Below are 24,277 nucleotides of genomic sequence, written 5' to 3' on the forward strand. Positions count from 1 at the left end.
CCTCGACGAGGAGCCGCGAGATGCCCGCCAGCACTGTCAGGAAGCGCAGCAGGTCCCGGATCATCGGCGCGGTGGCTCTGGCCGCCGGTGCCTCACTCGTGCTCGCCGCCTGCGGCAGCACCAAGGACACCGCCGGCGCGAGCAGCGGCGGCACCGGCAAGGTCGGCGTGATCCTGCCGCTGCTGACCTCGCCGTTCTGGCAGTCGTACAACGACTACGTGCCCAAGATGGCCAAGTCCGAGGGCGTCCAGGTGCTGAAGACGGTCAACTCCAACAGCGACCCCTCGCAGCAGATCACCGACATCGACAACGAACTCACCCAGGACGTCAAGGGGTTGGTGGTCGCCCCGCTGGACAGCGCCGCCATCCAGGCCGGACTCGACCAGGCCGAGCGCAAGGGCGTGCCCGTGGTCGCCGTGGACGTCGCGCCCGACAAGGGCAAGGTCGCGATGGTGGTGCGCGCCGACAACGTGGCCTACGGCGAGAAGGCCTGCGACTACCTCGGACAGCACGTCAGCAGCGGCAAGGTCGTGCAGATCATGGGCGACCTCGCCTCGGTCAACGGCCGTGACCGCTCCGAGGCCTTCCGGTCCTGCGTGAAGAAGAAGTACCCGAAGCTCAGGGTGCTGGAGATCCCCGCGAAGTGGGAGTCCGACACCGCCGCCGCCAAGCTGGACACGCTGCTGGGCGCCAACCCGGACATCAAGGGCATCTACCTGCAGGCGGGCGGCGTCTACCTCGCGCCGACCCTGCAGACCCTGAAGTCCAAGGGCATGCTGAAACCGGCCGGGCAGCAGGGCCACGTCGCCATCGTCTCCAACGACGGCATCCCCCAGGAGTACGACGCCATCCGCAAGGGCCAGATCGACGCCACGGTCTCCCAGCCCGCCGACGCCTACGCCCAGTACGGCCTGTACTACATCAAGGCGGCGATGGCCGGGAAGACGTTCAAGCCCGGGCCCACCGACCACGGCTCCGTGATCGTCAGGCTGCCCAGCGGGATCCTGGAGGACCAGCTGCCCGCACCGCTGGTCACCAAGGCCAACGTCGACGACCCCAAGCTGTGGGGCAACACGGTCAAATGAGCACGCCGCTTGTTGAAGCCGAGGGGATCGTCAAACGGTACGGTCCCACCCTCGCCCTCGCCGACGGCCGGCTCACCGTCCTGCCCGGCGAGTCCCACGCCCTGGTCGGCCGCAACGGCGCCGGCAAGTCCACCCTGGTCAACGTCCTCACCGGCCTCCAGTCCCCGGACGCGGGCACCGTCCGTTTCGACGGCGAGCCCGCGCCCCCGCTCGCCGACCGGGACGCCTGGCGCCGCAGGGTCGCCTGCGTCTACCAGAAGCCCACGGTCGTGCCGGAGCTGACGGTCGCCGAGAACCTGTTCCTCAACCGGCAGCCGACCGGCCGCGGAGTCATCAGCTGGCGCCGGCTGCGCCGGCAGGCCGCCGAACTCCTCGACACCTGGGACGTGCGCGTCCACCCCGAGGCGCGCACCGCCGACCTCCGGGTCGAGGACCGGCAGATGATGGAGATCGCCCGGGCGTTGAGCTTCGGCGCCCGGTTCATCGTGCTGGACGAACCCACCGCCCAGCTCGACAACCGGGAGATCGAGCGGCTGTTCACCCGGATGCGCTCCCTGCAGGACTCCGGCGTCACCTTCCTGTTCATCTCGCACCACCTCCAGGAGGTGTACGAGGTCTGCCAGACGGTCACCGTGCTGCGCGACGCCCGCTGGATCACCACCGCACGCGTCGCCGACCTGCCCAGGGCGGCGCTGGTGGAGGCCATGGCGGGGGAGTCGGTCGCCGAACAGGCCGTAGGGAGCAGGGGAGTGGAGGACGGCGCTCCCGTCCTGCTGGAGGCCCACGGGCTCACCTCAGCGGCGTACGAGGACGTCGACCTCACCGTCCGGCGCGGCGAGGTCGTCGGACTCGCCGGCTCCAGCGGCAGCGGCAAGACCGAACTCGCCGAGTCCTTCACCGGACTGCACACGCCGACCGGCGGTACCGCCGAACTGGACGGCGAGCGGCTGCCGTTCGGGGACGTACGGGCCGCCCTGCGGGCCGGGGTCGGCTGTGTGCCGCGCGACCGGCACGAGCAGGGACTGGTGTCCGGCATGAGCATCGGCGACAACGCCACGCTGAGTGTGCTGGACCGGCTCGGCCGGGCCGGATTCGTCGCCACCGACGCACGGCGCCGTTTCGCAGCCGAGCTGATCGACCGCCTCGACATCCACGCCGAGGGCCCCGACCAGCCCGTGTCCGACCTGTCCGGCGGCAACGCCCAGAAGGTCGTGATGGCCCGGGCCCTGGCCTGCGACCCGCGCCTGCTGGTCCTGATCAACCCCACCGCCGGCGTCGACGTGAAGTCCAAGGAGTCGCTGCTCGCGCGCATGGACAGCGCCCGCGAGGACGGCACCGCGGTCCTCGTCGTCTCCGACGAACTCGACGACCTGCGCCGCTGCGACCGCGTCCTCGTCCTCTTCCACGGCCGTGTCGTAGCCGAGCACCCGGCCGGCTGGCGCGACCACGAGCTGATCGCCTCCATCGAAGGAGTTGACCATGGCTGACACCCGGGCCGCCCCGCCGCTCGCACCGCCGAAGACCCCGGACGCCCGCTCGGCCAGGACCGTCCTGCTCCGCCGCGCCCGCGAACTCGCCCTCGTCCCCGCCCTGTTGCTGCTCATGGTGCTCGGCGCGGTGGTCAACGACTCGTTCCTGACCGAGCGCAACCTGATCTCGATCCTCGGTGCCTCCGCCGCGCTCGCGATGGTCGTGCTCGCCGAGTCGCTCGTGCTGATCACCGGCAAGTTCGACCTGTCCCTGGAGTCGGTGGTCGGCATCGCGCCGGCCGTCGGCGCCCTGCTGGTGCTGCCCGCGAGCCAGTCCGGCTGGGGCACCGAACTCCCGGCCGGGGTCGCCCTGCTCGCGATCCCCGTGGTCGGCGCGGTGATCGGCGCCTTCAACGGCGTCCTCGTCGTGAGGTTCCGGCTCAACGCGTTCATCGTCACGCTCGCGATGCTCATCGTGCTGCGCGGCCTGCTGGTCGGCGCCACCAAGGGCAAGACCCTGTTCGGCATGCCCGACAGCTTCTACTCGCTGGCCACCACCACCTTCCTCAACGCCCCGCTGTCGGTGTGGCTGGCTGCCCTCGCCTTCGCCGTCGCCGGGTTCGTGCTGAAGTACCACCGCACCGGCCGCGCCCTGTACGCGATCGGCGGCAACCCGGACGCCGCCCGCACGGCAGGCATCCGCGTGGACCGGGTCATGCTCGGCGTGTACGTCGTCGCGGGAGTGCTCGCCTCGCTCGGCGGGCTGCTGCAGACCGGGTACGTCGGCGCGATCAGCGCCAACCAGGGCCAGAACATGATCTTCACGGTGTTCGCGGCCGCGGTGATCGGCGGCATCAGTCTGGACGGCGGCAAGGGCACCATGTTCGGCGCCCTGACCGGTGTCCTCCTGCTCGGCGTCGTACAGAACCTGCTCACCCTCGCCCAGGTCCCGTCGTTCTGGATCCAGGCCATCTACGGCGGGATCATCCTCGTCGCCCTCGTGATCGCGCGGGTGACGACGGGCCGCGCCCAGGACTGATCCAGCCGTCAAGTGCCCGACGACCGAAAGGACTTCAGTGTCCCAGGCCCCTGCCCGCGTCATCGCGGTCGACACCCACGACATCCGTTTCCCCACCTCGCGCGAGCTGGACGGCTCCGACGCGATGAACCCGGACCCCGACTACTCGGCGGCCTACGTCGTGCTGCGCACCGATGCCGCCGACGGGCACGAGGGACACGGGTTCGTCTTCACCATCGGGCGGGGCAACGACGTCCAGGTCGCCGCGATCGACGCGCTGCGGGACCATGTGCTCGGCCGTGACGTGGCCGAGCTGTGCGCCGACCCCGGCTCGCTCTTCCGGGACCTGATCGGCGACAGCCAGCTGCGCTGGCTCGGCCCCGAGAAGGGTGTGATGCACATGGCGGTCGGGGCCGTCGTCAACGCCGTCTGGGACCTCGCCGCCCGCCGGGCCGGAAAGCCGCTGTGGCAGCTGCTGGCCGACGCAGAACCCGAGTGGCTGGTCGGGCAGATCGACTTCCGGTACATCGCGGACGCGCTCACCCCCGCCGAGGCCCTCGACCTGCTGAGGCGGGGAAGGGAGGGGACGCGGGAGCGCCGGGTGAGGCTGCTGGAGCGCGGCTACCCGGCCTACACCACCTCCCCGGGCTGGCTCGGCTACGACGACGACAAGCTCGGCCGGCTCGCCGCGCAGGCCGTCGCCGACGGCTTCACACAGATCAAGCTGAAGGTCGGCGCCGACCTCGACGACGACATCCGGCGCTGCAGGGTCGCTCGCGCGGTCGTCGGACCGGACATCCGGCTCGCCGTCGACGCCAACCAGCGCTGGAACGTGGACGAGGCGATCCGCTGGACCAAGGCACTCGCCGAGTTCGCCCCGTACTGGATCGAGGAGCCCACCAGCCCCGACGACGTCCTCGGCCACGCCACGATCCGCCGCGCGGTGGCCCCGGTGAAGGTCGCAACCGGTGAACACGTGCACAACCGGATCATGTTCAAGCAGCTCCTCCAGACGGGCGCCCTGGACATCGTCCAGATCGACGCGGCCCGCGTCGCCGGCGTCAACGAGAACCTCGCCGTCCTGCTGCTCGCCGCCAAGTTCGGCGTCCCGGTCTGCCCGCACGCGGGCGGTGTCGGCCTGTGCGAACTCGTCCAGCACCTCTCGATGTTCGACTACCTGGCCCTCTCCGGCACCACCGAGGACCGGGTCATCGAGTACGTCGACCACCTCCACGAACACTTCGTCACCCCCGTCGTCATCCGGGACGGCCACTACACCGCCCCCACCGCGCCCGGCTTCTCCGCCGCCCTGCACCCGGAGTCCGTCGCGCGGTACACCTTCCCCGGCGGCACCTACTGGGCCGCCGACCCCGAGACCCAGAAGGGACAGGCCGCATGAGCGACTTCGAGGGCCTGAAAGCCCTGGTCACCGGTGGCGCCTCCGGCATCGGCCGGGCCACCGCCGATCTGCTCGCCGCCCGTGGCGCCCGGGTCGCCGTCCTCGACCGGGACCCGGCGGACGTCGACAAGCCGCTCCTCGCCCACCGCGCCGACGTCACCGACGACGCCTCGGTCCGCCTGGCCGTCGAGCGGGCCGCCGAGGACCTCGGCGGCCTGGACGTCCTGGTCAACAACGCCGGGATCGGCGCCCAGGGCACGGTCGAGGACAACGACGACGCCGAGTGGCAACGCGTCTTCGACGTCAACGTCCTCGGCATGGTCCGTACCGCCCGCGCCGCCCTTCCGTACCTGCGCCGGTCCACGCACGCCGCGATCGTCAACACCTGCTCCATCGCGGCCACCGCCGGACTGCCCCAGCGCGCGCTGTACAGCGCCACCAAGGGCGCCGTGTACTCCCTGACCCTCGCCATGGCCGCCGACCACGTCCGCGAGGGCATCCGCGTCAACTGCGTCAACCCCGGTACGGCGGACACCCCATGGATCGGCCGGCTGCTGGACGCGGCCGACGACCCGGCCGCCGAACGCGCGGCGCTGGAGGCCCGCCAGCCCACCGGCCGGCTGGTCTCCGCCGCCGAAGTCGCGGGCGCTATCGCCTACTTGGCCAGTCCGCTGTCCGGCGCCACCACCGGCACCGCCCTCGCCGTCGACGGCGGCATGCAGGGCCTCAGGCTGCGGCCGGTGGCCCGGTGACGAGGCTCGGCCGCAGCCGCGTCGAGGTCACCCCGCTCGGCTTCGGCGCCGCGACGCTCGGCAACCTCTACCGCCCGGTCGACGACGAGCAGGCGCGCGAGGCCGTACGGGCCGCCTGGCAGCGCGGCATCCGGTACTTCGACACCGCCCCGCACTACGGGCTCGGGCTGTCCGAACGCCGGCTCGGCGCCGCCCTGCGCGCGTACGACCGCGCCCAGTGCACCGTCTCCACCAAGGTCGGCCGCCGCCTCGAACCCGTCGACGGTACCGGCGACGACCTGGCCCACGGCTTCGCCGTGCCCGCCACCCACCGCCGCGTATGGGACTTCAGCGCGGACGGCGTCCGCCGCACCCTGGAGGCGAGCCTGGACCGCCTCGGCCTGGACCGCGTCGACATCGTCTATCTGCACGACCCCGACGGCCACGCCGAGCAGGCCTTCCGCGAGGGCTACCCGGCCCTGGAGAAGCTGCGCGCCGAGGGCGTCGTCGGCGCGATCGGCGCCGGCATGAACCAGACCGCGATGCTCACCCGGTTCGTCCGCGACACCGACGTGGACGTGGTCCTGTGCGCGGGCCGCTACACCCTCCTCGACCAGAGCGCCGGCGCCGAACTGCTGCCCCAGGCCGCCGAGCACGGGGTGTCGGTCGTCCTCGGCGGCGTCTTCAACTCGGGCCTGCTGGCGGACCCGACGCCCGAGTCGACGTACGACTACAGCCGTGTCCGGCCGGAGTTGCTGGACCGGGTCCTGCGCATGAAGGCGGTCGCGGAGCGGCACGGCACCACCCTGCGCGCCGCCGCGCTGGCCTTCGCCTTCGCCCACCCGGCCGTCGCCAGTGTCCTGCCCGGGCCCCGTTCGGCACTCGAAGTCCACGACTGCGCCGACCAGTTCACGTCCGTCGTCCCTGCGGAGTTCTGGCAGGAGCTGCGGGAGTCCGGTCTGCTGCCCCGAGAGGAGGGCCCGTCATGAGAGTCGCCCTGCACACCAAGGTCCGCGCCGACCGGATCGCCGCGTACGAGGCGGCCCACCGCGAGGTCCCGGAGGAACTGATCCGGGCCATCCGTGCCGCCGGTGCCACCTCCTGGACCATCTGGCGGTGGGGGTCCCCCCGCGCGAGCGAAGCCGAGCGTGGGGGAGGCGCCGACCTGTTCCATCTGCTGGAGTGCGCGGACTACGCCCGTCTGCTCGCCGAACTGGAGCGGCTGCCGGTCAACGTGGCCTGGCAGGCCCGCATGGCCGAGCTGCTCGACGTGGTGCACGACTACTCCCGCGAGGGCGCCGAGGCCGGGCTGCCCGTGGTCTGGGAGCTGCCGTGACCGTCGACGCCCACCACCACGTCTGGGATCTGTCCGTCCGCGACCAGGACTGGATCCCCGAAGGCAGTCCGCTCAGGCGCGACTTCACCCTGGCCGACCTCGAACCCGAGGCGAGGGCGGCCGGAGTCACCCGCACCGTCCTCGTCCAGACGGTCACCGCGCCCGAGGAGACCCCGGAGTTCCTGGCCCTGGCCGACGCACACGACCTGATCGCCGGCGTCGTCGGCTGGACCGACCTCACCCGTCCGGACCTCGCGGAGGAACTGGCCCGGCTGCGCCTGCTGCCCGGCGGCTCCCACCTGAAGGGCATCCGCCACCAGGTACAGAGCGAGCCCGACCCGGAGTGGCTGCTGCGTCCGGAGGTGCACCGGGGCCTGACCGCTGTCGCGGACGCGGGTCTCGTCTACGACCTCGTCGTCCTGCCGCACCAACTCCCCGCCTGCGTGAAGGCGGCCCATGACCTCCCACAACTCACGTTCATCCTCGACCATTTGGGCAAACCACCCATAGCGAGCGGCTCCCTCGAACCCTGGGCCACGGACCTCCGCGCCCTTGCCGCCCTGCCCAACACCGTCTGCAAACTCTCCGGGATGGTCACGGAAGCCGACCGGGACTCCTGGACCGTCGGCGATCTGCGCCCGTACGCCGACACCGTCCTGGAGGCCTTCGGCCCCGGCCGGCTGATGTTCGGCTCCGACTGGCCGGTGTGCACGACGGTGGCCTCCTACGCCGAAGTACACGCCGCCGTCACCGAGCTGACCGCGGACCTCGACGAGGCCGACCGCAGGGCCCTCTTCGAGGGCACCGCCACAGCCGTCTACGGCCTGTGACCCACGGCGTGGGCGACGTGCACCTGCGCACCTTGTACCGCACAATGCCGACATGACTGATCATCATCAGCCGCGCACCCCCTCCGCTCCGCTGCTGCGTGCTCCCGGGGACGGTGAACTCATCGATGTCGCCGGCGTCGCCCACTTCTTCCGGCTCACCGGAGAGCACACGGACGGGCGCTTCGCCTTCGAGGAGTTCAGCCTCGCCCCCGGCACCATCGGGGCCAGGCCACATGTGCACGACGGACACGACGAGTACTTCTACGTCCTTGAGGGGGAGCTGACGCTCCACACCGGCGACGGCGAGGTGACGGCCGGCCCCGGACACCTGCTCGCCGCCACCCGTGGCACCCCGCACGGTTTCCGCAACGGTGGCCGGGTCCCGGCACGTGCTCTGTGCCTCTACACCCCGGCCGGCTACGAGAACTACTTCCGCGATGTGCACGCAGCCGTGCGCGCCGGGGCCGAGGCGACCGACGAGCTGCTGGCCGAGTTCCGCAGCCGCTATGGGACCCGGTCGCACCAGGTTCCCCCGGATGGCCGACAGGAGCCGTAGGCCGGCCTGGAGCCCGATCCCGTGGGCCGATGTCGCATGCCGGAGGGCCCGGCCGCTCACGACCGCCCGGCCACCGCCGCCAGCCGGGTCGGTGGCATGTACTCCCGGACGTACGTCCGCTCCCAGCACGCCCCGCTGTCCCGCAGCTCCCGCCAGGTGGTGTAGCGGTAACGGAAGAGGCGGGCGCGGACATACCGGGGCGGGGTGTCCGGCGGGAAGGGGGAGCGGCGCAGCAGGCGCAGGGTGTCGCGATCGTTCTCCAGCAGGCGTTCCACCAGACCGCCGAACCATTCCCCCGCATAGCCCGGGGACAGCGCCGCGAACCACATCAACCAGTCCAGGCGCAGATGGTAGGGGGCGAACTGGCGCGGCCAGTGCCGGGTGTCACCGGGTTTGCCACGGAACTCGTACTCGCGCCAGTCCGAGTCCTCGCGCGGCACGTCGTCCAGCGTGCCCTCGACCACCACCTCGTAGCGGACCCGGCTGATGCTGCCGAACGCGCCGTAGGTGTTCACCAGGTGCAGCGGGTCGAAGGAGCGGTTCATCACCTGGCGGCGGGAGATCATGTTGACCACCGGGCGGTAGCTCAGGAAGAGCAGCAGCGCGGCCACCGCGAGCACCAGGACCTCGTACCACAGCGGCGCCGCCGGCACGGACGGCGCGGACCCCGGAATCCGCAGCGCGGACAGGGCCAGCACGATGGTGATCCAGTTCAGCCAGGAGAAGTTGCCGGACAGCACCAGCCACAGCTGGGTGACGATCATCAGCGCCGCTGCGGCCGAGGCGATCGGCTGCGGCGTGAACAGCAGCACCGGCACCACCAGTTGGGTCACATGGTTGGCGGCCACCTCCACCCGGTGCAGCGGCTTCGGCAGATGGTGGAAGAACCAGCTCAGCGGCCCGGGCATGGGCTGTGTCTCGTGGTGGTAGTCGAGGCAGGTCAGCTTCCGCCAGCACGCGTCGCCCCGCATCTTGATCAGCCCGGCGCCGAACTCCACCCGGAACAGGATCCAGCGCAGCAGGAACAGCACGACGATGGGCGGCGCCACCTTCCCGTTGCCGAGGAACGCGGCCAGGAAGCCCGTCTCCAGCAGCAGCGACTCCCAGCCGAACGCGTACCACGTCTGGCCCACGTTGACGACCGACAGATACAGCGCCCACGGCACCAGCCACAGCAGGATCCCGGCCCACAGCGGCAGCAGGGAGTCCGCACCGGCGAGCAGCGCCGCCGACACCGCGCAGCCGGTCCACGCGCAGCCCGCGAAGAAGCGGTCGGAGTAGTGCAGATGGAACAGGCTCGGCGCCCGTTTGAAGGGGACCAGCGCCACGAACCGGGGGATCGGCAGCATGCCGCGCTCGCCCAGCAGCGCCCGGAACTGCAGGGCCGCCGTCAGGAACGCCACCAGGTACAGGGCTGCCAGAGCCCGCTGGAAGACCAGCCGGGTCAGCCAGTAGTCGGGAGCGGTGAACCAGTTCACGGCTGTGCGCGCCCTTCGTCGCGGCTAAACCGCCGGTGTCGTCCTCATCATCGCCTCCCTCGAGTTGCCAGCCAAACGGGCGCGATGCAAACAATGGGGATAAATCACCCAAAGTGATGTGGAGTGTACGGTGCGGATACCCACCGGATCCATCGTCGCGGCCTGCGCGCTCGCGTCGGCGCTGCTCGTCGCCGGCTGCGCCCGCCCCGGAGTCAAGGAGGCCCGGATGGGCGAGGACGTCTATCTCCTGCCCGCCGCGGCCCAAGGGCCCGACCCCTTCACCGGTTCCACGGTCACCGCGCCGGTGAGACCCCGCGCGGGGGGCGCCGATCCCACCGCGCCGCCCCATGCAGGCACGGCCGATCCCACCGCCACACGGCCGCCCGTCGCCGGGTCGTCGCCGCCGGCGGTGCCGGCCGGGCTGGTCGTCGTGCTTCCGCGCGTCATCCGCATCCTGTCCGGCGCGACTCCCGGCCTCTACGGCGGCACCGCACGCGTCGCGGGCTGTGACGTCGGACGGCAGATCGGGTATCTGGCGGCGAACCGGGCCAAGGGTGACGCCTTCGCCCGCGTGGCCGGTGTCTCCGTGAACGGCCTGCGCGGCTATCTGCGCGGCCTGACCCCCGTCGTGCTGCGCGCCGACACCCGGGTCACCGGCCACGGCTACCGCGACGGGCAGGCGGTCGCCTACCAGGCCGTCCTCCAGGCCGGCACCGCGGTCCTGATCGACAACCGCGGGCTGCCCCGGGTGCGCTGTGCCTGCGGAAACCCGCTGGGGCCGCCGGCGCCGACCCACGGCGGCTTCGGAGCCCGTGGCAGCGCCTGGTCCGGCTACCGTCCCGGTCGCGTGGTCGCGGTGACACCGGCACCCCGGGCGGTCACCAGCATCACGATCCTCAACGCCGAGACGCGCACCTGGATCGAACGCCGCATCGGTCACGACGTACGCGACGACCAGGTCGTCCCCGCGCCCGGCTGGGCCACCGCCACCCCCGGCGGCGCCCCGGACCCACCGGATGCCGCTTCCCCGGGCACCGCACCGCCGCACCCCACCCAGCCCGGTCCGCGGCAGAGCCGGCCGGGAGCCTCTCCGGGCACGATCGGCAGGCCGTCGGCCACGCCCGCCGCCCCGACGACGGCACCGGACGTGCCCGCCGGGCGGAGCACCCCGGCCCCGGACCCGGCCGCCCCGTGGATCCAGCCGTCCCGCGATCCCATCCCGGAGGCCCCCGGCACCCCGGACCTGCCTTACGGGATCGGCCCGCCGGACGGGATCGGTCCGCCCGACGGAATCGGCCTGCTCGGCATGCTGGACGCTCCGGGCCTGTCCGACCCCGCCGGGCCGATCCCGGACGCCACGGGCGACGTCCGGTCGAGCGCGGTACCCGGCGCGACCGACGGCGATGCCACCGCGGACCTCTCCGGTGGCTGAGCCGGTCCGGAACCGGACGCTCCCGCCCGGAAGCCGACCGGAGCAAGAGGTCGAAGAATCGGATAAATCCTGGCAAGGTGGGCGCATGGCAGTTCGGGGAGCGAGTGCCGTGTCACTCCCGGAGGACTGGCCCGCCCACCCGGATCCGATCCTGGCGCTCAACCGCATGGGCACCTTCGACTGGGACCTGGACACGGGTCTGTTCCACATGGACGCCCAGGCGCACGAGGTGCTCGACCTGCTGCCCGAGGAGTACGACGGACGCCCGGAGTCGCTGGCCGTCCGGGTGCCGCGGTCGGAGTCGGCCCGGCTGGACGAACTGGTGGCCCAGGCCATCAAGGACGGCAGCGAGAACTACGGGGCCTACTTCCGCATCCGCTGCCGCGACGGCACCCAGCGCTGGACCCACACCCAGGGCTACATCCGCCGGGACGCCACCGGCCGCCCGCGCCGGGTCGTCGGCATCGTCCGCGACGCCACCGAGGAGCTCGCCGAGAGCTCGGTGCGCAGCGTGCGGGCCGCCCAGGACGAGGCGTTCCGCCAGCAGACCAACGTCGTGCAGGCCGTCTCCGCCTCCCTCGCCCACGCCCGCAGCGTCCAGGACGTCATCGACGCCCTCAAGGACACCCGCGGCATCCGCCATCTCGGCGCGGCCAGCCTGGTGATGGGGCTGGTGGAGGCCGGCCGCATCCGGCTGGTGGCCGAGGGACCCATCGACGCCTCGGTACCCGGCACCCAGATCACCCGGATCGACGAGCCGTACCCGATGAGCGAGGTCGTCCGCACGCTCGTGCCCCGGTTCATCGAGTCCCCGGACGAGTTCGCCGAGAACTATCCGATCCTCTGGCCGCACCTCACCGACCTGCACGTCACCTCGGCCGCCTATCTGCCGCTGATCGCCCAGGCCCGCCCGATCGGCGCGATGGGGCTGCTCTACAGCGACCGGCGCGGCTTCTCCACCGAGGAGCGCGCCGTCCTGGTCGCGCTCGGCAGCAGCATCGCGCAGAGCCTGCAGCGGGCCATGCTCTACGAGCAGGACAAGGACCTCGCGCAGGGCCTGCAGCAGGCCATGCTGCCCCGCACCATCCCCAGCGTCCGCGGCGCCGACATCGCCGTCCGCTACCGGTCGGCCGCCCTCGGCCGGAACATCGGCGGCGACTGGTACGACCTGATCCCGCTGCCCGGCGGGCGGGTCGGCGCGGTCATCGGCGACGTCCAGGGCCACGACACCCACGCGGCGGCCGTCATGGGCCAGCTGCGGATCGTGCTGCGTGCCTATGCCGCCGAGGGACACACCCCGGCCGCCGTGATGGCCCGTGCCTCCGTCTTCCTGCACGAACTCGACACCGACCGCTTCGCCACCTGCCTGTACGCCGAGGCCGACCTGTCCACCGGAGTCGTGCAGGCGGTCCGGGCCGGGCACATCGATCCGCTGATCCGGCACGGCGACGGCAGCTGCTCCCGGGCGCCGGTCGAGGGCGGGCTGCCGCTCGGACTGTCCGCCGAGTTCGGCCGGCTGGACTACCCCGTCTCCACCCTCGAACTCGACCCCGGCCACACCCTGCTGCTGTGCACCGACGGGCTCGTCGAACAGCCCGGCGCCGACCTCGACGACGGCATGCGCCGCCTGACGGCGCTCGTTGCGGACGGCCCCGAGGACGTGCGCGAACTCGCCGACCGGCTGATCCAGGAGGCCGAGGAGCGCGGCGGCGACGACGACGTGGCGCTGCTTCTGCTGCGCCGGCGCACCCCGGAGGCCCCGCCCGCCGGCGGGCGGCTCCAGCAGCACGTGGCACCCGGCGACCCGGAGGCCCTCACCCAGGCCCGGCACCTGATCCGTGCCGCGGTCCGCTCCTGGGGCTACCGCGACCGCGCCGACGAGATCGAGCTGGTCGCCGACGAGCTGATCACCAACGCGCTGATGCACACCGAGGGCTCCGCGATCGTGACCCTGCGGGCCCTCGACGGCGGCCACCGCACGCTGCGGATCGAGGTCGAGGACTCCTCCAGCGCCCTGCCGCGCCGCCGCGAGGCGGGCGAGGACGGCGTCTCCGGCCGGGGGCTGCTGCTGGTGGAGATGCTCGCCGACGCTTGGGGCGTGGAGGCGCGGGGCGGCGGCAAGGCGGTGTGGTGCGAGTTCCGCCGCGGCGGCTGACGCGGCTGACCCGGCATTGTCAGTACCGGATGGCACCCTGGAGCCATGCCGGAACTGCCCGAGGTAGAAGCGCTGAAGGACTTCCTCACCGAGCACCTGGTCGGCCGCCGGGTGGCGCGGGTGCTGCCGGTCGCCGTCAGCGTCCTGAAGACGTACGACCCTCCCGTCACCGCCTTCGAGGGCGGCGAGGTGACGGCCGTGCACCGGCACGGCAAGTTCCTGGACCTGGCGGCGGACAGCGGGCTGCACCTGGTGACCCACCTGGCCCGGGCCGGCTGGCTGCAGTGGAAGGACCGGCTGCCGTCCGGCCCGCCCAAGCCGGGCAAGGGCCCGCTCGCACTGCGCGTGGCGCTGGAGACCGGCGAGGGCTTCGACCTCACCGAGGCCGGCACCCAAAAGCGCCTCGCGGTGTACGTCGTGCGCGATCCGCGGCAGGTCGAGGGCATCGCCCGGCTCGGCCCGGACCCGCTGGCCGCCGACTTCGACGAGGACCGCCTCGCCGCTCTGCTCAAGGACGAGAGACGTCAGCTGAAGGGCGCCCTGCGCGACCAGTCCCTGATCGCGGGTGTCGGCAACGCCTACAGCGACGAGATCCTGCACGCCGCGAAGATGTCCCCGTTCAAGCTCGCCGCCTCCCTGACCCCGGAGGAGACCCATCGGCTCCACGCGGCGCTGCGCTCGACGCTCACCGAGGCGGTCGACCGCTCCCGGGGCCTGGCCGCCGGGCGGCTGAAGGCGGAGAAGAAGAGCGGCCTGCGCGTCCACGGCCGGACCGGCGAGCCCTGCCCGGTGTGCGGCGACACCATCCGCGAGGTCTCCTTCAGCGACTCCTCGCTGCAGTACTGCCCCACCTGTCAGACGGGCGGCAAGCCCCTGGCCGACCGCAGACTGTCCCGGCTGCTGAAGTAGGTGCTACGGCGCGTCGACGGACACCAGGTGCTGTCCGTCCGTGGTGCGCACGTCGTAGCGGGCGATGTCGTCGGCGTGCATCGTGGAGGATCCGAGCGCGGTGAAGGTTCTGGTGGCGTGGCCGGGTTCCATCCAGGTGCCGGCGACCTCCTCGGAGCCGTCGCGGCCCACGACGACGAGCCGGCAGGCATGCGGGCCGGTGCCGTCCTTCACCTTCAGGAGCAGCCGGCTGCCCGTGTCCCCGTCGTCGGCGGTGACCTCGGCCCACACCCCGGTCTTCGGATCGGTCGCCGCGGTGACGTGTGTGGCCTGCTCCGCATGGCCGGCGAAGGCCACGATCCCCGGACCGGCCACGGCCAGCACCACGGAGGCGGCCAGGCCGTACAGAAAGCGCCGGCGGCGCGCCCGCCGCCGGTGCGCGACCTCGCCGAGCAGCCGGTCCAGCAGCCGGGGACCGGGCTGCGCCATGGGGTGCACAAAGCGCGGCGTGGCCCGGCGGTACAGCATCAACTGCCGTGTGGCGGGACCGAATTCGGTCACCTGTGCCGCGCACTTGGGGCACTCCATGAGGTGGTCCTCGAAGCGGAAGGCCTCCGCCTCGTCCAGCACGCCGAGCGCGTACGCGCCGACGTCGCGATGCCTTTCCAGGGACCTCATGCCGAATCCTCGTGCCGATGGGTGCGGGTGGGGTTACTCCGTGCACCCACCCGTACGCAGCCGACAGCCGAATCACTCAAGCCACCCACAGAATCCCGGACGAGAGATTCGGAGCCGCGCGGCCCGCGGATTGGTCCGATTCCGGAAAACTTCGGAAAGCCCCGGAGCGACGGCTCAGAACAGATGGATCGCGAGGTGCCCGAGGGGCAGCCCGAGCCGCCAGGCCGGTGTCCACACCTTCGGCCCGTCGTCCTCGCCGGCCGACCCGCCGCCCGGCACCGCGTCCAGGTCCGGCGCGAGCAGCTCGGTCTCCTCCAGCCAGCGCCAGGCGTCGGCGGCGAGGGCCAGGTCGGGCGAGCGGGTGCCGGACCGCTCGGCCCGTTCGGTCAGCTCGGCCATGCGCTCGCCCACCCAGTCCCGCCAAGGCTGGTCGTAGGCGGTCAGGGAGAGCCAGTTCTCCAGCTGGGAGATCACCCGGATGCCGGACAGCTCCCCGTCGGTGTCGGACAGGAAGACGGTGAGCGCCAGCGCGTCCCGGCCGGCCCGGAACTCGAAGGAGGTCGGCGGCATCAGGTCGCCGGTGCGCAGCAGTTCGTCGGCGATGTACTCGGCGTACAACCAGGCCATGGGGACGACCAGTTCGCCGCCGTCGGTGCCGTCCGTGCTCTCGTGCCCTCTGTGCTGCATCCCTTCCTGCCCTTCCTCCGGTACGTGCGCGTCGCCCGAGCCTCGTCGGGGTCGCGGCCCCGGCCGCCCTGCCCGGAACGCGGATGAGGACAGCCCATTGCCCGAACGGGGGCCACAGCAAGGCGCTTTACCGAGGTTTGACCCGGCCTCCGGTTTCAGTGCAGGTCGGCCGCATAATCCGGAAGGACCCGGCGCAGCGCGCGCAGCGCGTAATACGCGCGGGACTTCACGGTACCGGGTGGCACGCCCAGGGTCTGCGCCGCTTCCGCCACACTGGCCCCGAGGAAATACACGAGTACCAAGACGTCACGGTGCTCCGGCGTGAGTGTCTTCACAGCCTCCCGGACATCGAGCATCGCGGCGGCCCGTTCGGCGTGATCGGCGGTCACCCGTGCGCTCTCCGGGATCTCGGTGCCGGTCTCCGGGGGCCGGGCCTGCCGGGCCCGCCGGGCGTCGATCGCGAGCCGCCGGGCGACCGTCAGCAGCCAGGGCCGTACGGAGTCGAAGTCCTCGGCGTGCAGCGCCTCGGGATGCTGCCAGGCGCGCAGAAGGGTCTCCTGGACGAGGTCCTCGGCGCGCTGCCGGTCGCCGTCGCAGAGCCTGAGCAGCAGGGCGAAGAGCGGTCCGCCGTGCTCGCGCTGGAGCACGGCCAGTTCGTGCTCGGCGGTCGTCGTCGCGCGGCCCGCGCCGCCGCCTTGTGGATCAGTGAGGTTCCGGCCGTCATGGCCGCATGGCAGCGCAGGGCACGACCGGGGGACAGGGCGTGCGCACGGATCTGCGACGGACGGTCGATCGCGTCGGCGAACGGTCGGACGAACGGTCCGGCCACCCCGTCGGGGGTTCATTCGGCGGGCCGCACCTCGGCCAGGGCCGAGTGCCGGTAGGAGTAGCCGAAGTAGATCACGCACCCGACCACGAACCACACCGCGAACCGCACCCAGGTCTGCCAGTGCAGGAACGTGATCAGCCAGATCGAGAACACGCAACCCAGCGCGGGCACGACCGGCATCCACGGCGTACGGAAGGTGCGCGGCAGCTCCGGGCGCCGGTAGCGCAGCATGATCACTGCCGCACACACCACCACGAAGGCCAGCAGGATGCCGATGTTGGTCAGCTCGGCGGCCGAGCCGATGGGGACGAACCCGGCGATGGCGGCCGAGGCCACCCCGACGATCCAGGTCACCCGGGTCGGCACGTGGCGCGTCGGGTGCGTCCTGGCGAACCACGGGGACAGCAGACCGTCCCGGGACATGGAGAACCAGACCCGGGTCACGCCCAGCATGAACGTGAACATCACGGTGAGGATGCCGATGATCGCGCCCACCGCGATCACGTCCGCCAGCGCGTCCAGGCCCACCGACTTGAACGCGCTGGAGAACCCGCTCTCCGGGTCGATGTGCTTGTAGTCCTGCATGCCCGTCAGCACCAGGCAGGCCGCCACGTACAGCACCATCGAGATCACCAGCGAGTAGATGATCGCCTTGGGCATGTGCCGCTGGGCGTCCTTGGACTCCTCGGCGGCCGTCGACATGGCGTCGTAGCCGAACACCGCGAAGAACACCGTCGCCGCGCCGGTGAAGGCACCGCCGATCCCGAACGGGAAGAACGGGTGGTAGTTCGCCGAGTCGATGTGGAACACGCCCACCCCGATCACCAGCAGCACCACCAGCACCTTCAGGGCGACGACGAACGTCTCGAAGCGGGCCGCACTGCGCATGCCCAGGTTGAGCAGCCAGGCGATCAGCAGGCACAGGACCGCCGCGAACAGGTCCACCCGGTGCCCGGCCCCGGTGCCCGGCGCCCCCAGCATCCAGTGCGGCAGCTTCGCGCCCGTCTCCTCGACCAGGAACCCGAAGTAGCCCGAGATGCCGATCGCCACCACCGCCACGATCGCGGTGTACTCCAGCAGCAGGTCCCAGCCGATGAACCAGCCCGCGAACTCGCCGAGCACCGCATAGCCATAGGTGTAAGCCGATCCCGCCTTCGGGATCAGTCCGGCGAACTCGGCGTACGACAGCGCCGCACAGGCGCTCGCCACACCGGCGACGAGGAACGACACCACCACCGCCGGGCCCGCCGTGCCGTTGGCGACCGTGCCCGCGAGCGTGAAGATGCCGGCGCCGATGATTCCGCCCACCCCGATCGCGGTGAGCTGCCACAGCCCGAGCGAGCGGTCCAGCCGGGTGCCCTCGCCGACCTCGGTCTCCTCGATGTGTTCGATGGGTTTGCGGCGGAGAATCCCCTCGCCCGGGCAGAGCCTGGCCATGCGCCTCACCTCTTCCCCGACGGTAACGGCTGACGGCGGATCATGATGGCTCAGGGGCGCCGGGCAGGGAAGACACCACGCACGGCCCAGGCGGGCGTCCAGGTGCGGGCCGTGGGCCGGACCGGGAGGCGGGCGGTGAGATGGTCGCGCAGCGCGGCGAGCCCCGGGTGCGCGTTGGCCGCGGCCCAGACCAGCGAGTGCGGGTACACCGGCGTCGGGTCGACGAGCGGAATGCGCCGCAGGTCGTGCCCGGCGGGCCAGACGAGCCGGGTCCGCTCGCCGACGAAGGTGGCGAGCGTGTCGGAGTCCGCGACCGTGTCGAGCAGGGGCTCCGTGCCGAAGTCGGGGCCGACCGAGTCGATGGTCAGCCCGAACTCGGCGGCGAGGGCCGTGTAGTAGGCGGCCCACTCGGTGCCGTCCACGAGGCCCGGCATCCAGATCCGGTGCCCGGCCAGCTGCTGCGGCGTCACCGACCGGGCCCCGGCGAGCGGGTGCCGGGGCCCGGTGAGCAGCTGGATCGGCTCGTCCAGCACCCGGGCGGCCCGCAGCCCCTCGGGAAGCCGGGTGGTGACCGCGCGGAAGGCCGCGTCGATCGTCCCCGCCCGTACGGCGGCCACGGCCGAGCCGGCGTCGAAGAGCGTCACGACGTCGAGGGCCGTGCCGGGCTGTGCCTCGTGGAACTCACGCAGCAGGCCGGCGGGGGCCAGCTTGGCCCCGATCACGTCGACGCGCAGCGCCCGCCGACCCGGCCGTACCGAGGCCAGGGCCCGCTCCTCGGCCAGCAGCAGCTCCCGGGCGTGCGGCAGGAACGCCTGCCCGTCGATGGTCGGCTGCGCCCCGCGCGCCGTCCGGGTGAAAAGCGGCACACCCAGGCCCTTCTCCAGCGCCGCGATGCGCTTGGAGACGGCCTGCTGGGTGATGCCGAGCACGGCCGAGGCCTCCTGGAACTGCCCGGTGTCCACCACGGTGACGAAGGTGCGCACGGCCTTGAGGTCCACACCGCACACCCTAGTCGTACAACCGTTGGTTGTGGCCGCTGCCCTTCTGGTTGTTTGATCCGAGCCCGGCCCGCTGGCTTTGATGGCGGCCGGTCAACGGGAGGTCGTGCATGGAGTTGGGGCGGCGGTTCGGGTGGCTGTGGGCCGCGTACGCGGTGAGCGCGCTCGGTACCTATCTCGCCTTCGACGCGTTCTCGGTGATCGCCGTGGTCGCGCTGCACGCCGGCTCGGCCGAGGTGGCGCTGCTCGCCGCGACCGGGCCCGCGGTGGGTGCCGTGCTGGCGGTGCCGCTCGGGCCGTGGGTGGAGTTCCGGCGCAAGCGGCCGGTGATGATGGCGATGGACCTGATCCGGTGCGCCGCACTGCTCACCATCCCCCTCGCCTACGCCCTCGGCGGCCTCGGCCTCGGCCAACTGCTGCTCGTGTCCGTGCTCGTCGCGGCGGCCGACATCACCTTCACCGCGGCATCCGGCGCCTTCCTGAAGGCGCTCGTCCCGGCAGACGGGCTGCTCAGCGCGAATGCCCGCTTCGAGTCCACGAACTGGACCGCCCTGGTCCTCGGACCGCCCCTCGGCGGCGCCGCGATCGGCCTGTTCGGTCCCGTGACGACCGTCCTGGCGAACGCGGTCAGCTTTCTGCTCTCCGCCCTGGGCATCCGGGCCGTCGGCGGCGGCGAGGCGCGCCCCCGGCGCACCGGCGCCGAACGCCTGCGGCCGGCCGACCTGCTCGACGGCTGGCGGCACATCCTCACCAGCCCGGTGCTGCGGCCCCTCTTCTTCAACAACCTCGCGGCAAACGCCCTGATCATGGTCGCCATGCCGCCACTGGCCGTGCTCATGCTCGGCCCGCTCGGCTTCGCCCCCTGGCAGTACGGCCTCGCCTTCGCCGTGCCCTGCCTGGGCGGCCTCCTCGGCGCCCGGGTGACCCGCCCGCTCGTCGCCCGCCACGGGCAGCGGCGGGTGCTGCGCACCGCGGCCACCCTGCGCGCCGTCTGGCCCCTCGGGCTGGCCTTCGTCCGGCCCGGACTGCCTGGCCTGCTGCTGGTGATGGTCCTGGAGTTCGGGGTGATCACCTGCTCGGGCGTCTACAGCCCGGTGTACGCCACCCGCCGACTGGAGTGCACCCCGAACGACCGGGTCGCCCGCACCCTGTCCGCCTGGTCGATCACCGGCAAGGCCACCACCGCCGCCCTGACCGCCCTGTGGGGCCTGCTGGCGAGCCTCACCGGCCCGCGCACCGCCATCACCCTCGCCGGCCTCCTGCTGCTCGCGACCCCGCCGCTGCTGCTGCGGGAGCCCCGGGAGGCTACGGCACGACCGTCACCGGCCAGCGCCCCGCCTTCACCAGCCGGATCGCCACCGAACCGATGATCCGGTGGCCGGCCTGCTCCGAGGCGCCCACGACCACCGCGTCCGCCTTGAGCTCGTCGGCCGCCTTCACCAGCCCGCTGTACGGGTCGCCCCGGAAGGTGTGGAACTCCCAGCGCACCTCGAATATCCCCTTGACCCGCTCGGTCGCCTCGCGGATGTAGTTGACCAGGTCCTCGGCGATCTCGTCCGTCGTCTCCGCCACCGGCGCCCCGAGCGCCGCCCCGGCGGCCAGCACCGGCTGCACGTACACCACGGCCAGCAGCGCGTGCTGCCGCCGGGCGAGCCCGCCCGCGTACGCCGCGGCACGCAACGAGGAGTCGGAGCCGTCGACCCCGACCACGATGACCTTCGGCCCGTCCGTACCGCGCTCGAACCGATGTGAGTCCGAGGGTGAGTGCGCATGCTGTTCCGCCACGGCTCGAGGCTATCGGAAGCGCGGTTTCCAGCGCGGGGGCGGGCCCGTGCGACCTGCGGGGCGGCGCCGCGGGCCGGCGCCTCGACGGGCGAGCCGCGCGACGCCTTCCTAGAGTCGGAACCATGACCGCCAGCGCGGAGCCCGCCGCACGGAGGGACCCCACGGCCCCGATACGCCCGCCCGCCGGCGGGCGCCTCGGCTGGGTGCCCGAGGCCTTCGCGACCCTCTTCGCCGCGCTCGGCCTGCTGTGCGCCCTGCTCGCGCTCATCGAACCGCTGCGCCGCCTGCTCCGCCCGGTCGCCCACGCCCTCGACCTGCTCCTGGTGCCCGTCAGCGCCAACCTGGCCTACGCCGTCTTCCTGTTCCTGCTGGCCGGCGCCACCGCCGCGCGCAAGAAGGTCGCCTGGTGGCTGGTCGTCGTCTATCTCGGCCTGCTCGTCCTCACCGACGCGCTCGGCGTGGGCCTCGGCCTGCTCGCCGAGTCGCTGCCGTCCCTGGTGCTGTGCGGCCTGCTGCTGATCCTGCTCGTCGTGGCCCGCGGGGAGTTCTACGCCGCCTCCCGCCGAGGCGCCGTCTGGCGGGCGCTCGCCGTGCTGCTGGGCGGTCTCGTGGTGGCCATCCTGCTGGGCTGGGCACTCGTCATGGTGTTCCCGGGCACGCTGCCCGAGAGCCAGCACCTGGCCTGGGCCGCCGACCGGGTGTGCGGCGGACTGGTCTCGGGCAGCGCCTTCTCCGGCCGCCCGCCCCGCAAGGTCACCTTCGTGCTCGGCCTGCTCGGCGCCCTCGCCCTGCTCAACGCCGCCGCCACGCTGTTCCGTTCCCAGCGTCTGGAAGCCGCCCTGCACGGCGACGAAGAAGCCCGCATCCGTGCCCTCCTGGCCGTCTACGGCGAACGGGACTCCCTCGGCTACTTCGCCACCCGCCGCGACAAGGCCGTCGTCTTCTCGCCCAGTGGCAAGGCCGCCGTCACCTACCGGGTCGAGGCCGGCGTCTGCCTCGCCAGCGGCGACCCCGTCGGCGACCCCGAGGCCTGGCCGCACGCCATCGCCGCCTGGCTGGACGTGGCCCGCCGCTACGCCTGGGCGCCCGCAGTGATGGGCGCTTCCGAGGACGGGGCCCGTGCCTACGCGCGCGCCGGACTCGGCGCCCTCCAGCTCGGCGACGAGGCGATCGTGCACGTGGCCTCCTTCGACCTGGAAGGCCGGGACATGCGGGTGACCCGGCAGGCCGTGCACCGCGTCCGCCGCACCGGCGCCACCTGCCGCATCCGCCGGCACGCCACCCTCACCGAACACGAGATGGAGGAGGTCGTCGACAAGGCCGACGCCTGGCGCGACACCGAGACCGAGCGCGGCTTCTCCATGGCCCTGGACCGGCTCGGCGACCCCGCCGACGGCGACTGCCTGCTGGTGGAGGCCCTCGGCGAGGACGGCCGGCTCCTCGCCCTGCTCTCCTTCGTGCCCTGGGGCCGGGACGGCATATCCCTGGACCTGATGCGCCGGGACCGCGCCGCGCCCAACGGGGTCATGGAGTTCATGGTGGCCGAGCTGTGCGCCACCGCCCTCAAGCTGGGAGTCCGCAGGATCTCGCTGAACTTCGCGGTCTTCCGTTCGGTCTTCGAGGAGGGGGCCCGCATCGGCGCCGGACCCGTCCTCAGGCTCTGGCGCCGCCTGCTGCTGTTCTTCTCCCGCTGGTGGCAACTGGAGGCCCTGTACCGCTCCAACGCCAAGTACCACCCGGAGTGGTACCCGCGCTTCATCTGCTACGGCGACACCGCCGCACTCGCCCGCATCGGCCTCGCCTCGGGCATCGCCGAAGGCTTCGTCTCCGTACCGTCGTTGCGCAAGCTCTGGGGAAAGGGGCACCCGAAGACCGGGCAGCGGCCCGCCACCACCCATGGGCTGCCGCCCCTGACGGCGCTCGGCCTCGGCGGAGGGGACCGGGCCGGGCCCGCAGCACCGGAGGCGGGCCTGCCCGACCAGGTCCGCGTACGGCACCACAAACTCGACCGGCTGCGCGCCGACGGCACCGACCCCTACCCGGTCGGCGTCCCCGTCCCCACCCACGCCCTCGCCGACGTGCCCCCCGGCGAGGACGTCACGGTGGCCGGACGGCTCATGCTGGTCCGCGACTTCGGCGGCATCGCCTTCGCCGTGCTGCGCGACTGGTCCGGCGACCACCAGATCGCCCTCACCCGCAGCGCCTCCGGCGCCGCCCTCGACCGCTTCACCGCCGTCACCGACATCGGCGACCACATCACCGCCACCGGCCGCACCGGCCTCAGCGACAAGGGCGAACCCACCGTCTTCGTCACCTCCTGGCAGCTCACCGGCAAGTGCCTGCGCCCGCTGCCCGACAAACGCCGCGGCCTCACCGACCCCGAGGCGAAAGTCCGCCGCCGCTATCTCGACCTCGCGACCAGTCCTGCCGCCCGCGCCGTGATCCGGGCCCGCTCCGCCGCCGTACAGGCCCTGCGCCAGGGCCTGCTGGACCGCGGCTTCGTCGAGGTCGAGACCCCGATGCTGCAGCGGATCCATGGCGGCGCCAACGCCCGCCCCTTCACCACCCACATCAACGCCTACGACCTCGACCTCCATCTGCGCATCGCCCCCGAGCTGTATCTGAAGCGGCTGTGTGTGGGCGGCCTGGAGAAGGTCTTCGAACTGGGCCGCACCTTCCGCAACGAGGGCGTCTCCTACAAGCACAACCCCGAGTTCACGATGCTGGAGGCCTACCAGGCGTACGCCGACTACGACGTCATGCTCGACCTCACCCGCGAGCTGATCCAGGGCGCGGCGACCGCCGCCTTCGGCTCCCCGGTGGCCCGCAAGGACGGGCAGGAGTACGACATCTCCGGGCGATGGCCGGTCAGGACGGTCTACGGCGCCATCTCCGAGGCGCTGGGGGAGGAGATCGGCCCCGGCACCGAACTGCTGCGGCTGCACCGGCTGTGCGACCGGGCCGGGGTGCCGTACACCGCCGACGACGGGACCGGGGACATCGTCCTGGAGATGTACGAGCGGCTCGTCGAGGAACGCACCCAACTCCCCACCTTCTACAAGGACTTCCCCACCGACGTCTCCCCGCTGACCCGGCAGCACCGTACCGACCCGCGGCTCGCCGAGCGCTGGGACCTCGTCGCGTTCGGCATCGAACTCGGCACCGCCTACTCCGAGTTGACCGACCCTGTCGAGCAGCGCCGCCGGCTCACCGAGCAGTCGCTGCTGGCCGCCGGCGGCGATCCGGAGGCCATGGAGCTGGACGAGGACTTCCTGGAGGCCCTCGAATACGCGATGCCCCCGACCGGCGGGCTCGGCGTCGGCGTCGACCGGCTCGTGATGTTCCTCACCGGCCTGACGATCCGGGAGACCCTGCCGTTCCCGCTGGTGCGGCGCCGCTGAGCCGGACCGCGCGGACCCGGCACTGATCCGTCCGGGTGTATTCCCGCTGCCGCACCGGTGTCGCTGTGGAGCGTCGCTGTCCGGT

The 24,277-nt window shown here is 72.4% G+C and carries 21 protein-coding genes; 14 read left to right on the forward strand and 7 right to left on the reverse strand.

The genetic code is table 11. The features are described from left to right. Positions 1-20 precede the first annotated feature (20 nt). The 9 genes from ACZ418_RS11115 to ACZ418_RS11155 are packed head-to-tail and all read left to right on the forward strand — an operon-like array spanning position 21 to position 8,424. On the forward strand, positions 21-1,085 hold the full coding sequence (locus tag ACZ418_RS11115; RefSeq protein WP_468360334.1) for a sugar ABC transporter substrate-binding protein: 1,065 nt from the start codon (positions 21-23) through the stop codon (positions 1,083-1,085). Next, complete coding sequence (locus tag ACZ418_RS11120) at positions 1,082-2,572, forward strand: sugar ABC transporter ATP-binding protein (protein ID WP_468360337.1); 1,491 nt, start codon at positions 1,082-1,084, stop codon at positions 2,570-2,572. Before ACZ418_RS11115 ends, ACZ418_RS11120 begins: the two co-directional genes overlap by 4 nt. Continuing rightward, complete coding sequence (locus tag ACZ418_RS11125) at positions 2,565-3,593, forward strand: ABC transporter permease (protein WP_468360340.1); 1,029 nt, start codon at positions 2,565-2,567, stop codon at positions 3,591-3,593. Before ACZ418_RS11120 ends, ACZ418_RS11125 begins: the two co-directional genes overlap by 8 nt. Before the next feature lie 37 nt (positions 3,594-3,630). Continuing rightward, complete coding sequence (locus ACZ418_RS11130) at positions 3,631-4,971, forward strand: enolase C-terminal domain-like protein (protein ID WP_468360343.1); 1,341 nt, start codon at positions 3,631-3,633, stop codon at positions 4,969-4,971. Then, positions 4,968-5,723: an SDR family NAD(P)-dependent oxidoreductase gene (locus ACZ418_RS11135; protein ID WP_468360346.1), complete on the forward strand. Its 756-nt coding sequence runs from the start codon at positions 4,968-4,970 to the stop codon at positions 5,721-5,723. Before ACZ418_RS11130 ends, ACZ418_RS11135 begins: the two co-directional genes overlap by 4 nt. Next, positions 5,720-6,691, forward strand: coding sequence for an aldo/keto reductase (locus tag ACZ418_RS11140; protein WP_468360349.1), 972 nt, complete (start codon positions 5,720-5,722; stop codon positions 6,689-6,691). The genes ACZ418_RS11135 and ACZ418_RS11140 overlap by 4 nt, the downstream gene beginning before the upstream one ends. Further along, positions 6,688-7,038, forward strand: a complete 351-nt coding sequence (locus ACZ418_RS11145) for an L-rhamnose mutarotase (RefSeq protein ID WP_468360352.1) — start codon at positions 6,688-6,690, stop codon at positions 7,036-7,038. The genes ACZ418_RS11140 and ACZ418_RS11145 overlap by 4 nt, the downstream gene beginning before the upstream one ends. Further along, a complete protein-coding gene (locus ACZ418_RS11150) occupies positions 7,035-7,868 on the forward strand; it encodes an amidohydrolase family protein (protein ID WP_468360355.1) in 834 nt (277 codons plus the stop codon). Before ACZ418_RS11145 ends, ACZ418_RS11150 begins: the two co-directional genes overlap by 4 nt. A gap of 52 nt (positions 7,869-7,920) precedes the next feature. Beyond that, complete coding sequence (locus tag ACZ418_RS11155) at positions 7,921-8,424, forward strand: cupin domain-containing protein (protein ID WP_468360358.1); 504 nt, start codon at positions 7,921-7,923, stop codon at positions 8,422-8,424. A gap of 56 nt (positions 8,425-8,480) precedes the next feature. Here ACZ418_RS11155 and ACZ418_RS11160 read toward each other — a convergent pair whose 3' ends face one another. Further along, the gene (locus tag ACZ418_RS11160) at positions 8,481-9,902 is read right to left on the reverse strand and encodes a lipase maturation factor family protein (protein ID WP_468360361.1); all 1,422 of its coding nucleotides are present in this window, start codon (positions 9,900-9,902) and stop codon (positions 8,481-8,483) included. A 130-nt stretch (positions 9,903-10,032) separates the two neighbouring features. Between ACZ418_RS11160 and ACZ418_RS11165 the strand changes: the two genes are divergently transcribed. From ACZ418_RS11165 to ACZ418_RS11175, 3 genes are all read left to right on the forward strand, one after another. Beyond that, on the forward strand, positions 10,033-11,334 hold the full coding sequence (locus ACZ418_RS11165; RefSeq protein WP_468360364.1) for a DUF6777 domain-containing protein: 1,302 nt from the start codon (positions 10,033-10,035) through the stop codon (positions 11,332-11,334). 85 nt (positions 11,335-11,419) lie between these two features. Further along, positions 11,420-13,489, forward strand: a complete 2,070-nt coding sequence (locus tag ACZ418_RS11170; protein WP_468360367.1) for a SpoIIE family protein phosphatase — start codon at positions 11,420-11,422, stop codon at positions 13,487-13,489. Positions 13,490-13,534: 45 nt separating this feature from the next. Then, positions 13,535-14,398, forward strand: coding sequence for an Fpg/Nei family DNA glycosylase (locus ACZ418_RS11175; protein WP_468360370.1), 864 nt, complete (start codon positions 13,535-13,537; stop codon positions 14,396-14,398). 3 nt (positions 14,399-14,401) lie between these two features. Here ACZ418_RS11175 and ACZ418_RS11180 read toward each other — a convergent pair whose 3' ends face one another. From ACZ418_RS11180 to ACZ418_RS11200, 5 genes are all read right to left on the reverse strand, one after another. After that, the gene (locus ACZ418_RS11180; protein WP_468360373.1) at positions 14,402-15,055 is read right to left on the reverse strand and encodes a zf-HC2 domain-containing protein; all 654 of its coding nucleotides are present in this window, start codon (positions 15,053-15,055) and stop codon (positions 14,402-14,404) included. A gap of 174 nt (positions 15,056-15,229) precedes the next feature. Next, entirely contained in the window at positions 15,230-15,742 is a 513-nt protein-coding gene (locus ACZ418_RS11185) for a hypothetical protein (RefSeq protein ID WP_468360376.1), read from the reverse strand. Between the two features lie 155 nt (positions 15,743-15,897). Then, a complete protein-coding gene (locus tag ACZ418_RS11190; protein WP_468360379.1) occupies positions 15,898-16,587 on the reverse strand; it encodes a sigma-70 family RNA polymerase sigma factor in 690 nt (229 codons plus the stop codon). Continuing rightward, positions 16,584-18,008 (reverse strand): amino acid permease, encoded by a 1,425-nt coding sequence (locus ACZ418_RS11195; protein WP_468360382.1) that lies wholly within the window; start codon positions 18,006-18,008, stop codon positions 16,584-16,586. Before ACZ418_RS11195 ends, ACZ418_RS11190 begins: the two co-directional genes overlap by 4 nt. Positions 18,009-18,058: 50 nt before the next feature. After that, positions 18,059-19,006 (reverse strand): LysR family transcriptional regulator, encoded by a 948-nt coding sequence (locus ACZ418_RS11200; RefSeq protein WP_468360385.1) that lies wholly within the window; start codon positions 19,004-19,006, stop codon positions 18,059-18,061. A gap of 110 nt (positions 19,007-19,116) precedes the next feature. Between ACZ418_RS11200 and ACZ418_RS11205 the strand changes: the two genes are divergently transcribed. Further along, positions 19,117-20,376, forward strand: a complete 1,260-nt coding sequence (locus tag ACZ418_RS11205) for an MFS transporter (RefSeq protein ID WP_468360388.1) — start codon at positions 19,117-19,119, stop codon at positions 20,374-20,376. On the opposite strand, the gene ACZ418_RS11210 is transcribed toward ACZ418_RS11205, so the two are convergent. After that, complete coding sequence (locus ACZ418_RS11210) at positions 20,312-20,791, reverse strand: universal stress protein (protein WP_468360391.1); 480 nt, start codon at positions 20,789-20,791, stop codon at positions 20,312-20,314. The genes ACZ418_RS11205 and ACZ418_RS11210 overlap by 65 nt on opposite strands. A 122-nt stretch (positions 20,792-20,913) precedes the next feature. Between ACZ418_RS11210 and lysX the strand changes: the two genes are divergently transcribed. After that, complete coding sequence (gene lysX / locus ACZ418_RS11215) at positions 20,914-24,192, forward strand: bifunctional lysylphosphatidylglycerol synthetase/lysine--tRNA ligase LysX (protein ID WP_468360394.1); 3,279 nt, start codon at positions 20,914-20,916, stop codon at positions 24,190-24,192. The last annotated feature ends 85 nt before the right edge of the window (positions 24,193-24,277 follow it).

This window comes from Streptomyces sp. NPDC030820 (genome assembly GCF_055572075.1).